A 16,210-nucleotide genomic window follows, 5' to 3' on the forward strand; every position below is an offset into this window, starting at 1 on the left:
TTGGACCGACGGCCAGTCGCCACCACAAAAAAAGGCGCCCGAACCGGACGCCTTTTTCAAATTCCTGTGTGTGCGCCTGGTCTTAACCGGCCAGCGCCACAGCAACAGCCTCGATCGCTTCGGCTGCCTTCTCGCCGTCAGGGCCGCCAGCCTGCGCCATATCGGCGCGACCGCCGCCGCCCTTGCCGCCGAGAGCGGCGGAGGCGACACGCACCAGATCGACGGCGCTGACCTTGGAGGTCAGGTCGTCGGTCACAGCCACGACGGCACTTGCCTTTCCGTCACCGGAAACGCCGACAAAGGCGACGACGCCGGAGCCGAGGCTCTTCTTGCCGTCGTCCGCCAGGCTCTTCAGGTCCTTGGGCTCAACACCGGAAACCACCTTGCCGAGGAAGCGCATGCCGGCGATGTCGCGGGCGGCATCGCTCGATCCCGCCTGACCGCCGCCACCGAGTGCCAGCTTCTTCTTGGCTTCGGTAAGCTCGCGCTCCAGCTTGCGGCGCTCGTCGAGAAGTGCCTCGACGCGACCGAGCACGTCGCCCGGCTGAACCTTGAGCGTGTTGGCAAGCGTCTTGACCCGCTCGTCCTGTTCGTTGAGGTAGGCACGGGCCGCCTCGCCCGTCAGCGCCTCGACGCGGCGTACGCCGGCGCCGACGGCGCTTTCGGAAACGACGCGCACGAGGCCGATGTCACCGGTGGCCGACACGTGCGTGCCGCCGCAGAGTTCGACGGAATAGGGACGATTGGCCTTGGAGCCGTGGATGCCCTGGCCCATGGAGACGACACGCACTTCGTCGCCGTATTTTTCGCCGAACAGCGCCATCGCACCTTCGGCAATGGCATCGTCGACGCTCATCAGGCGGGTGGTGACCGGCGTGTTCTGGACGATGATCTCGTTTGCCATCTCCTCGACGATCTTCAGTTCCTCGGCCGACATCGGCTTCGGGTGCGAGACGTCGAAGCGCAGGCGCTCAGGTGCGACTAGCGAACCCTTCTGTGCCACATGAGTGCCGAGCACTTCGCGAAGCGCCTCATGCAGCAAATGGGTGGCGGAATGGTTGGCGCGCAGGCGCGAACGGCGGGCGTGGTCGACTTCGAGCTGCGCCGCATCGCCAGTCTTGATCGTGCCTTCGGCAACGACGCCGAAATGGACGAACAGCCCCTCGCCGCGCTTCTGCGTGTCGGTCACGGTTACCTTGCCGCCGTCGGTGGTGATCGTACCGGTGTCGCCCATCTGGCCGCCCGATTCGCCGTAGAACGGCGTCTGGTTGAGGACGATCTGGACGGTTTCACCCTTGGCGGCCGACTGTGCGACAGCGCCATCGCGCACGATCGCCTGGATCACGCCTTCGGCAATCTCTGTGTCGTAGCCGAGGAACTCGGTCGAGCCATGCTTTTCGCGCAGCTCGAACCAGATGGTTTCGGTTGCCGCTTCACCGGACCCCGACCAGCTCGCACGGGCCTCGGCCTTCTGGCGCTGCATGGCGGTCGTGAAGGCGTCGGTATCGACGGAAATGCCCTTGGCGCGCAGGGCGTCCTGGGTCAGGTCGAGCGGGAAGCCATAGGTGTCGTAGAGCTTGAAGGCGGTTTCGCCGTTGAACTGGTCGCCTTCGGAAAGGTCGGCCGAGGCTTCGGAAAGCAGGTTCAGGCCGCGCTCCAACGTCTTGCGGAAGCGCGTTTCCTCGAGCTTCAGCGTCTCGGAAATCAGCGCTTCGGCGCGCATCAGTTCCGGATAGGCACGGCCCATCTGGCCGACCAGCGCCGGCAGCAGCTTCCACATCAGGGGATCGCGGGCGCCGAGCAACTGCGCATGGCGCATGGCGCGGCGCATGATGCGGCGAAGAACGTAGCCGCGGCCCTCGTTCGACGGCAGAACGCCGTCGGCGATCAGGAACGCGGACGAACGCAGATGGTCGGCAATGACGCGGTGGCTGGCGCGCTGGTCGCCCTCTGCCTTGACGCCTGTTGCCTCTTCGGAGGCTGCGATCAGCGCGCGGAAGAGATCGATGTCGTAATTGTCGTGCTGGCCCTGCAGGACGGCTGCCAGGCGCTCAAGCCCCATGCCGGTGTCGATCGACGGACGCGGCAGGTTGACCCGCTCTTCCTTGGTGATCTGCTCGTACTGCATGAAGACGAGGTTCCAGATCTCGATGAAGCGGTCACCGTCCTCATCGGCAGAGCCAGGAGGTCCGCCCCAGATCTTGTCGCCGTGGTCGTAGAAGATTTCAGAACAGGGACCGCACGGGCCGGTATCGCCCATGGCCCAGAAATTGTCGCTGGTCGGAATGCGGATGATGCGGTCTTCGGTGAGGCCGGCGATCTTCTTCCAGAGGTCAAAGGCCTCGTCGTCGGTGTGATAGACCGTCACCAGCAGGCGCTTGGCGTCGAGGCCGTACTCCTTGGTGATCAGGTTCCAGGCAAGCTCGATGGCGTTCTCCTTGAAGTAATCGCCAAAGGAGAAGTTGCCGAGCATTTCGAAGAAGGTGTGGTGGCGGGCCGTATATCCGACATTGTCGAGGTCGTTGTGCTTGCCGCCGGCACGCACGCATTTCTGCGCGGTCACGGCCGTCGAATAGGGACGCTGCTCCAGCCCGGTGAAGACGTTCTTGAACTGCACCATGCCGGCATTGGTGAACATCAGTGTCGGGTCGTTGCGCGGCACCAACGGGCTCGACGACACCACCTCGTGACCATTCCTGCGGAAATAGTCGAGAAACGTCGACCGGATTTCATTCACGCCGCTCATCTTGCGTCCTATCTGTGCACCAATTCAGGCCCAAGCCCCGGCATTTGCCGTGCCCCTTGCCGTTGTCCTTCAACCCCACAGCCATCGTCGACGGCTGCGCCCTCCAACGCCCTCGGTCGCCGGAACCACAGGCTTTTATCGTTCGCGTATCATGCTGTCCAGACGGCAACAAAAAACCGGCCGCCAATGATGGCGACCGGTTTTGAATGTATGAAGCCTGGCTTGCCGATTATGCTTCGGCAGCGTCGTCGCCGTCATCAGGTTCCGGACCGCCATTCTCCAGGAAACGGTCGGCGATCAGGCCGGCGTTCTGGCGCAGAGCCGTCTCGATCTCGCGCGAAAGATCCGGGTTGTCCCTGAGGAACGACTTGGCATTCTCGCGGCCCTGCCCGAGGCGCTGGCTGTTATAGGAGAACCAGGCGCCGGACTTCTCGACGATGCCGGCCTTGACGCCGAGGTCGACGAGTTCGCCGGTCTTGGACACGCCTTCGCCATACATGATGTCGAATTCGACCTGCTTGAAGGGAGGCGCCATCTTGTTCTTGACGACCTTGACGCGCGTCTGGTTGCCGACGACCTCTTCGCGCTCCTTGACGGAGCCGATGCGGCGGATGTCAAGTCGAACCGAGGCGTAGAACTTCAGCGCGTTACCGCCCGTCGTCGTTTCCGGAGAACCGAACATGACGCCGATCTTCATGCGGATCTGGTTGATGAAGACGACCATGCAGTTCGACTTCGAAATCGAAGCCGTCAGCTTGCGCAGAGCCTGGCTCATCAGGCGGGCCTGCATGCCCGGCAGGCTGTCGCCCATTTCGCCCTCGATTTCCGCGCGCGGCACGAGCGCTGCAACGGAGTCGATGACGAGAACGTCGATCGCACCGGAGCGCACCAGCGTATCGGTGATTTCGAGTGCCTGTTCGCCGGTATCGGGCTGTGAGATCAGGAGGTTTTCGAGGTCAACACCCAGCTTGCGCGCATAAACCGGGTCGAGTGCATGTTCAGCGTCGACGAAAGCGCAGATGCCACCCTTCTTCTGTGCTTCGGCGATCGTCTGCAATGCGAGCGTCGTCTTGCCCGAGCTTTCCGGGCCATAGATTTCAATGATACGGCCCTTCGGCAGGCCGCCAATGCCGAGCGCGATGTCCAGGCTGAGAGAGCCGGTCGAAACCGTCTCGATCTCGATGATGCTGTCCTTCCCACCGAGCTTCATGATCGATCCCTTGCCGAACGACCGTTCGATCTGGGAAAGTGCCGCTTCAAGTGCCTTGCTTTTGTCCACCGATTTGTCCTCTACGAGCCGCAAAGAGTTTTGTGCCATTTGGTCCACCTTTAGGTTATTGAAGCTACCGAGGCAATGAAGCCGCCGCACGAGTTTTTGTACATGTTTTGTTCCTCTTTTGCAAGGGCGGGTCAAGACGTTGAAAAATAGGAATTATTCGGATTGTGTTCGATTCATGTTCACGCTTTGAGGTGTAATTTTCCCGGCAAGACCTGGAACACCTTGAGATGATGAACGCTCCCGATCCGATTCGCCTGAGAGACAGCAGAGGAACATTCATGACGGAAGGCGAAATCGCGGTCTTTGGCGGCGCCCATATCGACAGGCGCGGCAGAATTAGTGGCGCGACCGCACCGGGCTCGAGCAATCCGGGCACCTGGTTCGAAGAGGCCGGCGGTGGTGGCTTCAACGCTGCCCGCAATCTGGCGCGCCTGGGCCATAGTGTGAGAATGGTCAGCACCCGCGGCGGTGACGCCGCCGGGGAGATGGTCACGGCAGCGGCCGCTGCTGCCGGCGTCATCGACACGCCCCTCACCTTTCTCGACCGCCAGACGCCGAGCTACACAGCGATCATCGAGAATGACGGCAACCTGGTGATCGCGCTTGCCGACATGGATCTCTACCGGCTGTTCTCGCCGCGCCAATTGCAGCGGCGCGCCTTGCGCGACGCGATCGCTGACAGCCGGCTGGTGCTGACAGATGCGAACCTGCCGGAAGAAACGATTGCCGCTCTCGTTGAGACGGCTTCGGCCGACGGGCGGATCGTGGCCGGCATTGCCGTATCGCCGGCAAAAGTGGTTCGCTTCCTGCCTGCTCTCTCCAACCTCGGATTCCTGTTCATGAACGAGGCCGAGGCGCGGGCGCTGACCGGAAAGGATTGCCCGGATGCCGAGGGCTGGCCGCCGCTCCTGCGCGCTGCCGGGCTCAACGGTGGTGTCGTTACCCGCGGCGGTCGGGCGGTCGTTGCCTTCGATCGCAATTCTGTCTGTGTCGCGACGCCACCGGCCTTGCCTGCACTTGCCGATGTCACCGGCGCCGGCGATGCCCTGGCGTCGGGTTTCCTCGCGGCGCGCTTGGCTGGCCACGGGCTCGATGAATGCCTCAGGCACGGCATGGCCGCTGCCGGCATTACCCTGCTCTCGCCTCTGGCCGCGTCGGAACAAATGTCGCAGGCCAATCTTGAACAGGCGCTTGCCCTTGTGCCGGCACCTCAAATGCTGGCATGAACGCCGCCAGCCGAACTCCCAAGGAAAAACCATGACCAAACCCGCTTCCCCCTCCCTGCCGATGCAATATTCCGACGAGGTTGCAGCCGCCAAGGCGCGTGGCGCGCCGATTGTGGCACTGGAATCGACCATCATCACCCATGGCATGCCCTACCCGGGCAACCTCAACATGGCTCGCAGCGTCGAAGCGATCATTCGCGAGCAGGGCGCCGTCCCGGCAACCATCGCCGTGATCCATGGCGTTCTGCATATCGGCCTTGATGATGCCAAGCTCGTTGAACTGGCACAAACGGAAGGCGCGATGAAGGTCTCGCGCGCCGATCTCGCCTTTGCGATCGCCGAGCGTCGTACCGGCGCGACCACCGTTGCCGCCACAATGATTGCCGCTGCCCGCGCCGGCATCCACGTCTTTGCGACCGGCGGCATCGGCGGCGTGCACCGTGGCGCCGAGCTGAGCTTCGACATTTCCGCCGACCTCGAAGAACTGGCCCGCACGGCCGTGATCGTCGTTTGCGCCGGAGCCAAGGCCATCCTCGACATTCCAAAGACGCTTGAAGTGCTGGAAACCCGCGGCGTGCCGGTCGTCACTTACGACAGCGACGTCTTCCCGGCCTTCTGGTCGCGCGATTCTGGCCTCAAGAGCCCGCTGATGCTGAACAGCCCGGCGGCGATCGCCAACTTCCAGAACATGCGCGAGCAGCTCGGCGTCGATGGCGGCATGTTGATTGCCAACCCGGTTCCCGCTGAAAGCGAGATCCCGCGTGAGGAGATGGAAATCTATATCGCCCGCGCGATCGACAACGCCGAACGCGACGACGTCACCGGCAAGGCCGTGACCCCCTACCTGCTCGACAATCTCTTCCACCTGACCGAGGGCCGCAGCCTCGAAACCAACATCGCGTTGGTCGAGAACAATGCCCGCCTCGCCGGTGAAATCGCTGTGGCGCTCACCGCGAAGTAAGAGCGCTATTCGGGTTGGAGCGCCGCCGCTCCAACCGGGATCGCAGAAGCGCTATTTCCTGGAAATGCTCTCGACGACAAAAAGAAAGCCCGGCGCGGAAACGTCGGGCTTTTTGCTGGAGCACAGGCCGGCAACGACCTCAGGAATCGAGCATCTCGCGCACGGCCACCGCCAGTTGCTTCAGCGAGAACGGCTTCGGCAGGAAGCCGAACTTGGCATCAGCCGGCAGATTGCGGGCGAAAGCGTCTTCGGCGTAGCCCGAGACGAAGATGAATTTCAAGTCCGGGTACTTCTTGCGCAGTTCGGTCAGCAGCGTCGGCCCATCCATTTCCGGCATCACCACGTCGGAAACGACGATATCGACCGCGCCATCGAGCTCGTCCATGATATCGAGTGCTTCGACGCCGGAGCCGGCCTCATGGACGGTATAGCCGCGTGTCTCGAGCATGCGCTTGCCGCCGCGGCGAACAGCCTCTTCATCCTCGACGAGCAGGACAACGGCCGAATCGCCGGTGAGATCGGTCGGTTCCTCGGTCTTGGCGACCGGCTTGGCAACCGTTTCGACCGGCGGCGCCGCCGTGCCGACGGAACCACCCTGCGCCTGCTCGCCCGCGACTTCGGGAATGTCGATATGGCGCGGCAAGAGGATGCGGAAAGTGGTTCCCTTGCCGACTTCCGATTCCGGATAGATGTAGCCGCCGGATTGTTTGACGATGCCATAGACCATCGAAAGCCCCAGGCCCGTGCCCTTGCCGACTTCCTTGGTGGTGAAGAAAGGCTCGAAGATCTTGTCGAGAATTTCTGGCGGAATGCCTGTTCCCTGGTCGGAAACCTCCACCATGACGAAATCTTCTTCCGGCAATTCCCGACGGCCGATAGCTGCAATCTCGCTTGACGGCAGATTGCGGGTGCGAAGCGTGATGATGCCGCCTGAGGGCATCGCGTCGCGCGCGTTGACTGCAAGGTTGAGCAGCACCTGCTCAAACTGACCGAGGTCTGTGCGCACCGGCCAGAGATCGCGCCCGTAGTCGACTTCGACCTTGACGTTGGTTCCGGTCATGCGATCGACCAGCATGCGCAGATCGCCGATGACATCGGTCATGCTCAGCACTGTGGGCCGCATTGTCTGCTTGCGCGAGAAGGCGAGCAACTGCCGAACCAGCACTGCCGCCCGGTTGGCGTTGCGCTTGATCTCCATCAGGTCGGCGAAGCTTGCATCCGCCGGGCGGGCCGACAGAAGCAGGTGGTCGGACGAAAGCAGGATCGCCGTCAGAACGTTGTTGAAGTCGTGCGCGATGCCGCCCGCAAGCGTACCGACCGCATTCATCTTCTGGGTCTGCGCCATCTGGTTTTCGAGCGCCTTCTGCTCGGTGATTTCAAGCGCATAGATGATCGCCGCTTCTTCCGGAGCCTGATCGCTCTGGTCGATGACGGCATTGATATAGAAGCGGAAGTGGCGTTCGCCATCGGCCGGGTGCAAGGCGTCGATCGGTGCGATGTCGCCCTGGCGGTCCTTGGCAGCGGCAAGCGCCTCGTGCAGGCGCCCCTTTTCTGTCGGGTGTACGACCGTTTCGATCAGCGCGCCGCGCTCGACGTCGTCCTGGGAGACGAGGCCCGAGAACAGCTTGAGGAACGGGGCATTGGTGCGCAGGATGCGACCGTTGCCGTCGACGGATGCGATGGCCATCGGCGTGTTGTTGAAAAAGCGGGTGAAGCGCATCGCAGCGCTCGACGCCGACTGGTCCTCGTCCTCGCCGCCGTCACGCGACATGACGATCGTCCGGCTTTCGCCCGGCGCGCCGTCGCGTGCCGACGACACTCGGTGCACCATGCGCACCGGCAGGCTCTGGCCGTTGGACCTGCGCAGATCGAGGTCCAGAACCTTGGTCTTCTTCAGGCCAGGTTCGGCCTGCACCGACTGCACCAGCGTCAGCCCCTCGCCGGCAACGAGGTCGCCGATGCTCATCGAGCCCGGCTGGAACTTCGTCAGATCGATGCCGAGCCAATCCGCAAGCGTGGCGTTGATGTAGAAAATCTCGCCCTTTCGGCCGGCGGAGAAGAATCCGGCAGGCGCATGGTCGAGATAGTCGATGGCGTTCTGCAATTCCTTGAAGAACCGCTCCTGATCGTCGCGTTCGGTGGTGATATCGGCGATCTGCCAGAGGTAGAGCGGATTGCGGTCGTTGTCTTCGAGCGGCAGCACGCGGGCCTTCAGGCGGAACCAGTGGGCACCGGAGCCGCTGGCGGTAGCGCCCGTGGCCAGCGGCTTCAGCAGGCGAAATTCTTCGTGCCCCTGCTTGCCTTCGTGCAGGCCGTTGGTGAGGCGGTAGATCGCTTCGGTCGCCTCGCGGTTCCGCGACAGGATCGTTTCAAGCGACTGGATGCCGGCGGCGTTCTTCGCGCCGGTCAGTGCGCCGTAGGCGGCGTTGGCATAGATGATACGGCCCTTGCGGTCCGTTACGATCGTGCCGTCCTCGTGGCCGTCGAGAAAGGCGCGCGCCAACTCATCCGGCCGCGATTGTGGCATCACCTCGATGAAGCCGATGACCGAGGAAACGAGGAAAAAGATCCCGACCATGGCGAGAACGCCAAGAATGCCGAGAACGATCTCATTCTCCAACTCGTTCTTGAAGACCACGAAGGCGATCGCAGAGACGGTCAGAACGATCGCAAGCAGGACGATCCGCATGACGGTTCCTGGCCTGACACCACGGTCAACAACCGGCATCTGGTAGTCACCTGACTGCCGCAATTTCGTCATCGGGTCCTCATCTGCCGCCAATACCGCCCGGCGCAAAACCGATACGGTCCGGCGCTCCGGCCGGCATCCGCGCAATCCGCCAGGTGAATTCGGCCAATACCGACACGCCCTCGATCATTCGGATAGGAATCATCTTTAACGATCAGAGATAACAGCAAAAAGCACCTGTGCGGAAGCGTAGCGCTCAATTCACAGGGAATGTCGGCGAAGTCCTTGTCCAGGCCCGAAAAAAGCCGTCAAATACTGCCACTCGAAAGGCTACAAGGAGTTCAGCCTATGATGGAAACGATCGTCGGAGACAACGGTAGCCGATTCATTATCGCCGCCGGCGCCGTTGCGATCGGGCTTCTCTGCCTCGTAGCGGTGCTCTGGATCATGCGCAACCGGCCGTCTTCGCCCTTCATCCGCGGCGGCAAGAACAGGCAACCGCGCCTTGCGGTGCTCGATGCCGCGGCGGTCGACACGCGCCGTCGCCTGGTGCTGGTGCGTCGGGATGACGTCGAGCATCTGATCATGATCGGCGGGCCGACGGATATCGTCATCGAAAGCCGGATTGCACCGATCGACGAGAGCGCTTCCGTGAATGACGGCCCCGCTGTCGTCGAGCGCAAGCCCATCGAACCGGCAGTTGCCAACGGAACCGAGATGAAGGCCGCAGCGCCGGCGCAGTTGCGTCCCGCCGTCGCCCAGCCGGAAGTGACCGTCGCAACGCCGGTACGCCCGGTGGCGATGCCTCAGGAGCAGCCTGCGGTGCGCAGTGAACCGGCCCCGGCGGTTCGCGCTGTCGCCGAGCAGCGCCCGGTCGCAAGGGTCGCGCCACCGGCCCCAGAAATCGTTCCCGCAGAAGTCGTTCCCCAGGTGAGCCCGATCGGGGTGCAAGCAAATGCCGCCGATAAGGTCGAAGGCATCTTCGACGCGGCGCGCAGCCGGGTGCTGCCGGCCCAGCCGCCGGTCCAGGAACGGCGCCCCGCGCCAGTTGCTCAGTCACAGCCCGCAGCTCAAAGTGCGCTTTCCGACTTTGAACGCATCCTCGATGCGGAAATCAGCGGAGACCTGCAACGGCTGACGCCGTCTTCCGCGGCGGCGCGTCCGGAAAACCGGGCGGCGGTGTCCGCCACTGGCCGCCAGGAGCCGCTGCTCGGTGCACCACTCGACGATGCCCGCAAGGAGCCGACGATCGAGGAAGAGATGAACCGTATGCTGGCCGACATCTCCGCTGGGCGTAAGCCCTGACGCAGGTTGCTGCGTCGCTCGGTTCGAACAGGAGCACAAAAGAAGAAGGCGCGGTCAAACCGCGCCTTTTTCTTTCTCTGATGACTGATCCGGAAACCGGATCTTATTCGTCCCTGTAGACCTTTTCCCGACGCTCGTGGCGCTCCTGCGCCTCGATCGAGAGAGTGGCAATCGGTCGGGCGTCCAGACGCTTCAAGCCGATCGGTTCTCCCGTTTCTTCGCAATAGCCGTAGGTCCCTTCATCTAGCCGCTGCAAAGCAGCATCGATTTTCGAGATCAACTTCCGCTGACGGTCGCGGGCTCTCAGTTCAATTGCCCGGTCTGTTTCGGAAGAGGCCCTGTCGGCGAGATCGGGATGATTGGCGCTCTCCTCGGCCAAGTGATCCAGTGTCTCGCGTGCCTCGCGAAGGATGTCGTTTCTCCAAGCATTTAGCTTGGCCCGGAAATAGGCCCGGTGGGTGGCATTCATGAATTCCTCGTCCTCGGAGAGAACAAAGGTACTAAGATCGATCTTCTCACTCAACGCGATTCTCCTGAAGAACATCTCATTGCGGCGGTGTATAGCCCCATGGAAGCCGCGATTCAAGCCTCGGATTAAACACTCAACCGTATTTTAACGATGCTTGCAATTCAGGCTAACTGGCGAATATTTCATCAAAATTACAGATGAGATCTTAATCGTAGAGATAATCACCTACCCGCCCTCAAGAAGACCGGTTGTAACTTGGATGTCCTTGCGCTGGCGCGACGCCGTCCTCGATCCGGTTTTGCCGCTCCGTACGGCAAGAGGGCAATCCCCTGAAAAAAGCGCCTCGCAGCTTGATCTTTGCATCATCGACAGGAAAAGGTGGTGATCCGCCGGCAGACGCGCAAGACCTGTTTCGGCGATACACGATCCGGTCGCGCCCCGCGACCGGCAGCGACCGGAACTCATGCATGCAAGACAGTGCCGCCAGGCCCTTCCGTCTCCTCCTTCTGCGTCATGCCCGCTCGGGCTGGGCTCTGCCGGGACAACGCGATTTCGATCGTGCGCTGGACGATGTCGGATTTGCCGAGGCAGAACTGATCGCGGAGCTGGCTGCCGATCGCGGCATCCGGCCGGACCTGATCCTGTGCTCAACGGCGGTGCGTTGTCGCCAGACCGCGGAACCCTTCTTCCGCACCGTCAGTGAAAACATCGACATCCGATATGTGGACGAGCTCTATACGGGCCCGGCCAGTATCTACACCGACATCATCGACGCAAACAGGCATCTGAATTCGCTGATGATCGTCGGACACAATCCGATGATCGACGAACTGTTCCACCGTCTTGCCGGAAACGAAGCGGCGGCCGAAGCGCTTCCGCATGGATATCCACCCGCAGCCCTCGCGGTTCTGGACGTCCAGGCAGGGATTGGCAGCGCAATCACCGCGACGCTGGTATCGCTGATGCTGCCGACCAGGGAAGTGAAATGACATGCCATTGTTGCGGTGCGGGAAATATTTCCTATATCGCCAAGGCAGCAAGGGCCCGTCACACGTCTCGGCTCCAGACATTCGCATGAACGAAAGCGGCACGGTCCGCGAGGGATAGCACGACTTGGCGCCAAATCTGACCAGCTTCAAAGACGACGCCCTGATTGCATTCGACAATCTCACCGATCGTGCATCGGGGCTCGTCAATCCCTCCATCCGGCTTGGTGTCACAGGCCTTTCGAGGGCCGGAAAGACCGTCTTCATCTCATCGCTGGTGCATAATCTCCTGAACGGAGGACGGCTGCCGGTGTTCGAAGCCGTGCGCTCCGGCCGCGTTTCGAAGATCAGGCTTGAGCCACAGCCTGACGACGCCGTGCCACGCTTTCAATACGAGGATCACATCGCCGCTCTTGTGCGCGATCGTATCTGGCCGGACTCGACGCGCGCGATCTCCCAGCTTCGCATCACCCTCGACTTCGAGAGCGCCAGCGGCTGGAACAGGCTGTTTTCGGCCGGTCGCCTGTCGCTCGATATCGTCGACTACCCCGGCGAATGGCTGCTCGACTTGCCGCTGCTCGCGCAGAATTTCAAGGAGTTCAGCGACAATTCGGTGGCCCGCGCTCGGGCGCATGGCCGCGCCAAGCTATCGGCGGATTGGCTGACGCTTGCCCAGTCGGCGGGGCCGACGGCGATTGCGGATGAAAGCAGCGCGCGCCGGCTCGCCGAGAGCTTCACAGCCTACCTCAAGGCCTGCAAGGCGGATGCGAGTTCGCCTTCGACGCTGCCGCCTGGTCGGTTCCTGATGCCAGGCGATCTCGAGGGCTCGCCTGCCCTGACCTTCTCGCCCTTGCCCGACCTGCCCGAGGGCCGTGCTCCCAAAGGCTCTCTCTGGGCTATGATGGAGCGCCGCTACGAGGCCTACAAGAAACACGTCGTCAGCCCGTTCTTTCGCGAGCACTTTGCGCGGCTCGACCGACAGATCGTGCTCGTGGATGCGCTGCAGGCGATCAACGGCGGACCGGAAGCCCTGCTGGATCTGGAGCAGGCGCTGGCCGACGTGCTGGCCTGCTTCCGCCCAGGCACCAACAGCTGGCTCTCTTCGTTCCTGACGCGACGGATCGACAAGGTGCTGATCGCCGCAACAAAGGCGGATCACCTGCATCACGAAAGCCACGACCGTCTGGAGCGCATCACGGCGCGTCTGGTCAGCCGGGCGGCTGCCAGCATCGGCATGAGCGGTGCCGGGCTCGAGGTCATGGCGATAGCCTCGGTCCGGGCGACGCGCGAGGCAACCGTCGATCATGGCGGGCATACGCTGCCGGTTATCGTCGGCACACCGATCGCCGGTGAGAAGATCAACGGCGACACGTTTGACGGGGAGCGGAAAACAGCTATATTTCCCGGTGACTTACCGGACGATCCTGAAGTTCTCTTCAAGGCCGTTGATGCGGATGCATCGGCAACGACCTTCGGCGATGCGCATCCGATGCCCGAACTCAGTTTCGTCCGATTCCGGCCGCCGCATCTGGAGGAGACCGGTGGTGGATTGAAACTGTCGGTGCCCCATATACGGCTCGATCGGGCGATGCAGTTCCTGTTCGGAGATCGGCTGGCATGAGCGATGATTTCAACAGCCGAGGCAGAAAGCCCGGTGCCTTTTCGGTCGCCCCCGATCCGGAGCCGAAGGCCTCCGAAAGCGCCCGGCCCCGTCGGGCGCCGGCGAGTTTCGACGACAAGGTCGTGATGACGCCGGACGCAGAGGATCCTTTCCGCGAAACCACGCTCGCGGTTGAGAGCCTTGCGTTGCCCGAGGCAAATCCCCGCAAACGCCGCCTGTCCGTCGGCAAGATCGCCATGGGCGCGCTCGGCATCGTGTTGTCATTGGCGGCTGGCCTTTGGGTCGATCGCCTGATCCGCGACCTGTTCTCCCGCGCCGACTGGCTGGGCTATGCCGCGATGGGTGTGGTTGCCGTCGGACTGCTGGCGCTGCTGGTGATCGTTGCCCGCGAGCTTTCAGGCATGATGCAACTGACAGCCGTCCAGAGCTTGAAGGCGGAGGCGGAAAGTGCGGCGGCCTCCGGCAACACCAAGCTGGCACGATCGGCCGCGGAAAAACTCGTGCATCTTCTCGCCGCCAATCCGCGCACGGCTCGCGGCCGGGCACGTCTCAAGGAAACCGAAGGGGAAATCATCGACAGCCCCCACCTTTTGGAGCTGACGGAGCGCGAATTGTTGACGCCGCTCGATCGCGAGGCGCGCCGCATCATCCTTGCCGCATCCAAGCGGGTATCGATCGTCACTGCCGTCAGCCCGCGCGCGCTGGTCGATCTCGGCTATGTGCTCTATGAATCCGCCAGGATGATCCGGGCCATGGCCGAGCTTTATGGCGGCCGCCCGGGCACGCTCGGCATGATCAGGTTGATGCGCGACGTCGTCGCCCATCTCGCTGTGACCGGCTCGATCGCCGCCGGCGACAGCCTTATCCAGCAGGTGCTCGGCCACGGCCTTGCCTCAAAACTCTCGGCGCGGCTGGGCGAAGGCGTGATCAATGGGTTGATGACGGCGCGCATCGGCATCGCCGCCATGGATTTGTGCCGCCCGATGCCGTTCAAGGCGCTGAAGCGACCCGGGATCGGCGACTTTCTCTCCGACCTCGCACCCGGTGCCGGCCGCGCGCTCGGTCAAAATGGCGACACCTAGAAGCCGGAACTAGATGCCCGCGTACCAGTCGTAACCGAGATCTTCCCAGAAGCCGCCGTTGCCACGACCGAATGTCGAGAGCTCCGAAACGACCTCGATGGAGCTGAGATATTTCGCCATCTTGTAACCGAGTTGCCGCTCGACACGCACGCGGAGCGGCGCGCCGTTGGCGACAGGTAGCGGCTTTCCGTTCAATCCATAGGCAAGGATCGTCTGCGGATGGCGCGCATCGATGAGATCGATCGATTCGTAGTAGGCCACCGAGCCGGAAAGCCCAAGGTTCATGCGATCGAAACAATGGAAGACGACATAGCGCGCATCCGGCTTGACCCTGGCCTCATCGAGGACCTTGGAAAGCGGAACGCCGGTCCACTTGGCAACACAGCTCCAGCCCTCGACGCAGTCATGACGGGTGATCTGGGTGCGCGACGGCATGTTGCGCAATTCGGTCAAGGTCAGGCTGAGCGGCTTTTCGACAAGCCCGGCAATAGCGAGACGGTATTCGGAGAAGTCCTGCTGTTGGAGGGCAATGTACTGTGGGTCGGTCGGATCGGTCGAGCCGTTCGGCCGTTGCCCCTGTCTGATGTCGCTTTCGCCGAACTCAGGTGCCAGCCGGTCGGCATCCATCAAGAGCCTCTGCACGCGATAAGTCAGGTCGTTCGCCGACGCTAGGACATCGCGGACAATGCCTCTGCTTTGCAGAATGGCATCGAATGCATCACAGCCGACAAGTGGCAACGTCGCGGCGGCGACGCCGGCGGCTGTCAGAAAGCGCCTGCGATTGATCAGAAGCCGGCTCATCGTCCTGCCTCCTCGCGCTGCGATTTGGCATCAACGCGGTAGCGCCCAGTTATCATCGAGCGCAGTTCGTTGATCGGTCCGGCGGCAAAAACCATGAAAATGTGGACCGCAAAGAAAAGAACGAGCAACAGCATGACGACGAAGTGGATCGTGCGCGCCGTCTGCCGGCCGGCAAAGATGTCGGGCAGCCACGGCCAAGCTGCATCCATGCCCGGCGACATCGTCAGTCCGGTGAGGGTCATCAACGGAAAGAAGACCAGCAAAACAGCGGCATACGAAAGTTTCTGCAAGCCGTTGTAACTGCGGCCGTGATCGAATCGGAATTGCAGGTGATTGATGACGCTTCGCGGCAAACCGCGCAGATCTGCGCCGGTTGGCAGGATGTCGCGGCGCAGGTGCCCGTTGACCATGCTCGCCCCCATCCAGACGACAAAGACTGCCGCAAAAAGCCACGCGAAGAAGAAGTGTACCACCCGCCCCGTCGCCAGGTCCTGGTAGGAGGGAACTGTCAGCCATGCCGGGAAGGCTCTGTATGCGCGCCGATCGAGGGGGCCGCTGACACCGAAAATGCCAGTCGTGTCGAAACCCTGACCGAGCAGCGTCGTCACGCCCCTGACATCGCCATCTTCCGTGCGCAAGGCGCTGATGGACAGCACACCATTGTCGAAGTCAAAACCCGATTGTTGCCCGAGATAAAGCGAGGGATGGGCGTTGAAAATCTGCAGGCCGCTCAGGAGCAAAAAGAACAGGGCGAGTGCCCAGAGCCAATGGGTCAGCCGGGTGACAAGTCCATGACGGCGGATGATCAGTGCCATCGGGACGTCTGCTTCCGAGGTGGTGTTGTCCGTCGCCGCCATCATGAAACCTCCGCGTTTCAAGTGGATACGTACGCCGATGCAACAGAGTTTCATAAACACGTTTGCGCCCATCGAAGCACATGACGGTGAGAACGCGGTGCACGCCTTGCGGCCGTGCGATCTGTGTCGCCCGAAGAGGCATCGCCGACACAAAGAAGCCTTGATATCCGCCCGAAAGAAACCGTCCA

12 protein-coding genes are annotated in these 16,210 nt (G+C 62.3%); 6 read left to right on the plus strand and 6 right to left on the minus strand.

Annotated features, from left to right (window positions below; genetic code table 11):
* Positions 1–82: 82 nt before the first annotated feature.
* Both alaS and recA read right to left on the minus strand, forming a co-directional pair.
* On the minus strand, positions 83–2,746 hold the full coding sequence (gene alaS, locus LPJGGPFB_RS11815; protein WP_173420078.1) for an alanine--tRNA ligase: 2,664 nt from the start codon (positions 2,744–2,746) through the stop codon (positions 83–85).
* Positions 2,747–2,975: 229 nt separating this feature from the next.
* Entirely contained in the window at positions 2,976–4,064 is a 1,089-nt protein-coding gene (gene recA / locus LPJGGPFB_RS11820; RefSeq protein ID WP_077503639.1) for a recombinase RecA, read from the minus strand.
* Positions 4,065–4,303: 239 nt separating this feature from the next.
* Here recA and LPJGGPFB_RS11825 point away from each other — a divergent pair, with 239 nt between their 5' ends.
* On the plus strand, positions 4,304–5,251 hold the full coding sequence (locus tag LPJGGPFB_RS11825) for a carbohydrate kinase family protein (protein WP_173420079.1): 948 nt from the start codon (positions 4,304–4,306) through the stop codon (positions 5,249–5,251).
* Between the two features lie 31 nt (positions 5,252–5,282).
* The gene (locus LPJGGPFB_RS11830; RefSeq protein WP_173420080.1) at positions 5,283–6,212 is read left to right on the plus strand and encodes a pseudouridine-5'-phosphate glycosidase; all 930 of its coding nucleotides are present in this window, start codon (positions 5,283–5,285) and stop codon (positions 6,210–6,212) included.
* Positions 6,213–6,351: 139 nt separating this feature from the next.
* On the opposite strand, the gene cckA is transcribed toward LPJGGPFB_RS11830, so the two are convergent.
* The gene (gene cckA / locus LPJGGPFB_RS11835; protein WP_173420081.1) at positions 6,352–8,973 is read right to left on the minus strand and encodes a cell cycle histidine kinase CckA; all 2,622 of its coding nucleotides are present in this window, start codon (positions 8,971–8,973) and stop codon (positions 6,352–6,354) included.
* A 276-nt stretch (positions 8,974–9,249) separates the two neighbouring features.
* On the opposite strand from cckA, the gene LPJGGPFB_RS11840 reads away from it, so the two are divergent.
* Positions 9,250–10,206 carry a flagellar biosynthetic protein FliO gene (locus LPJGGPFB_RS11840; RefSeq protein WP_173420082.1) on the plus strand — a complete coding sequence of 319 codons (957 nt, stop codon included), beginning with the start codon at positions 9,250–9,252 and terminating at the stop codon, positions 10,204–10,206.
* A 103-nt stretch (positions 10,207–10,309) separates the two neighbouring features.
* Here the strand turns inward: LPJGGPFB_RS11840 and dksA are convergent, their stop codons facing one another.
* Positions 10,310–10,729: an RNA polymerase-binding protein DksA gene (gene dksA, locus LPJGGPFB_RS11845; RefSeq protein ID WP_025427181.1), complete on the minus strand. Its 420-nt coding sequence runs from the start codon at positions 10,727–10,729 to the stop codon at positions 10,310–10,312.
* A gap of 413 nt (positions 10,730–11,142) precedes the next feature.
* On the opposite strand from dksA, the gene LPJGGPFB_RS11850 reads away from it, so the two are divergent.
* From LPJGGPFB_RS11850 to LPJGGPFB_RS11860, 3 genes are all read left to right on the plus strand, one after another.
* Positions 11,143–11,664, plus strand: coding sequence for a SixA phosphatase family protein (locus LPJGGPFB_RS11850; RefSeq protein WP_173420083.1), 522 nt, complete (start codon positions 11,143–11,145; stop codon positions 11,662–11,664).
* A gap of 124 nt (positions 11,665–11,788) precedes the next feature.
* Positions 11,789–13,282, plus strand: coding sequence for a YcjX family GTP-binding protein (locus tag LPJGGPFB_RS11855; RefSeq protein WP_173420084.1), 1,494 nt, complete (start codon positions 11,789–11,791; stop codon positions 13,280–13,282).
* Positions 13,279–14,364 (plus strand): YcjF family protein, encoded by a 1,086-nt coding sequence (locus LPJGGPFB_RS11860; protein ID WP_173420085.1) that lies wholly within the window; start codon positions 13,279–13,281, stop codon positions 14,362–14,364. The genes LPJGGPFB_RS11855 and LPJGGPFB_RS11860 overlap by 4 nt, the downstream gene beginning before the upstream one ends.
* Before the next feature lie 9 nt (positions 14,365–14,373).
* Here the strand turns inward: LPJGGPFB_RS11860 and LPJGGPFB_RS11865 are convergent, their stop codons facing one another.
* Together LPJGGPFB_RS11865 and LPJGGPFB_RS11870 are read right to left on the minus strand one after the other, a co-directional pair.
* Positions 14,374–15,165 (minus strand): molybdopterin-binding protein, encoded by a 792-nt coding sequence (locus LPJGGPFB_RS11865; RefSeq protein ID WP_173420086.1) that lies wholly within the window; start codon positions 15,163–15,165, stop codon positions 14,374–14,376.
* Complete coding sequence (locus tag LPJGGPFB_RS11870; protein ID WP_173421024.1) at positions 15,162–16,025, minus strand: cytochrome b/b6 domain-containing protein; 864 nt, start codon at positions 16,023–16,025, stop codon at positions 15,162–15,164. The genes LPJGGPFB_RS11865 and LPJGGPFB_RS11870 overlap by 4 nt, the downstream gene beginning before the upstream one ends.
* Between the last annotated feature and the right edge of the window lie 185 nt (positions 16,026–16,210).

Origin of the sequence: Ensifer adhaerens (assembly GCF_013283195.1) — a bacterium.
GTDB classification, from domain to species: domain Bacteria; phylum Pseudomonadota; class Alphaproteobacteria; order Rhizobiales; family Rhizobiaceae; genus Ensifer; species Ensifer adhaerens_G.

Bases quoted from the DNA above. Each gene is read 5' to 3' on its own strand.
- LPJGGPFB_RS11860 (WP_173420085.1), top strand. From the start codon at position 13,279: ATGAGCGATGATTTCAACAGCCGAGGCAGAAAGCCCGGTGCCTTTTCG.
- LPJGGPFB_RS11850 (WP_173420083.1), top strand. From the start codon at position 11,143: ATGCAAGACAGTGCCGCCAGGCCCTTCCGTCTCCTCCTTCTGCGTCAT.
- LPJGGPFB_RS11870 (WP_173421024.1), bottom strand. From the start codon at position 16,025: ATGATGGCGGCGACGGACAACACCACCTCGGAAGCAGACGTCCCGATG.
- cckA (WP_173420081.1), bottom strand. From the start codon at position 8,973: ATGACGAAATTGCGGCAGTCAGGTGACTACCAGATGCCGGTTGTTGAC.
- LPJGGPFB_RS11825 (WP_173420079.1), top strand. From the start codon at position 4,304: ATGACGGAAGGCGAAATCGCGGTCTTTGGCGGCGCCCATATCGACAGG.
- alaS (WP_173420078.1), bottom strand. From the start codon at position 2,746: ATGAGCGGCGTGAATGAAATCCGGTCGACGTTTCTCGACTATTTCCGC.
- LPJGGPFB_RS11840 (WP_173420082.1), top strand. From the start codon at position 9,250: ATGATGGAAACGATCGTCGGAGACAACGGTAGCCGATTCATTATCGCC.
- LPJGGPFB_RS11865 (WP_173420086.1), bottom strand. From the start codon at position 15,165: ATGAGCCGGCTTCTGATCAATCGCAGGCGCTTTCTGACAGCCGCCGGC.
- LPJGGPFB_RS11830 (WP_173420080.1), top strand. From the start codon at position 5,283: ATGACCAAACCCGCTTCCCCCTCCCTGCCGATGCAATATTCCGACGAG.
- recA (WP_077503639.1), bottom strand. From the start codon at position 4,064: ATGGCACAAAACTCTTTGCGGCTCGTAGAGGACAAATCGGTGGACAAA.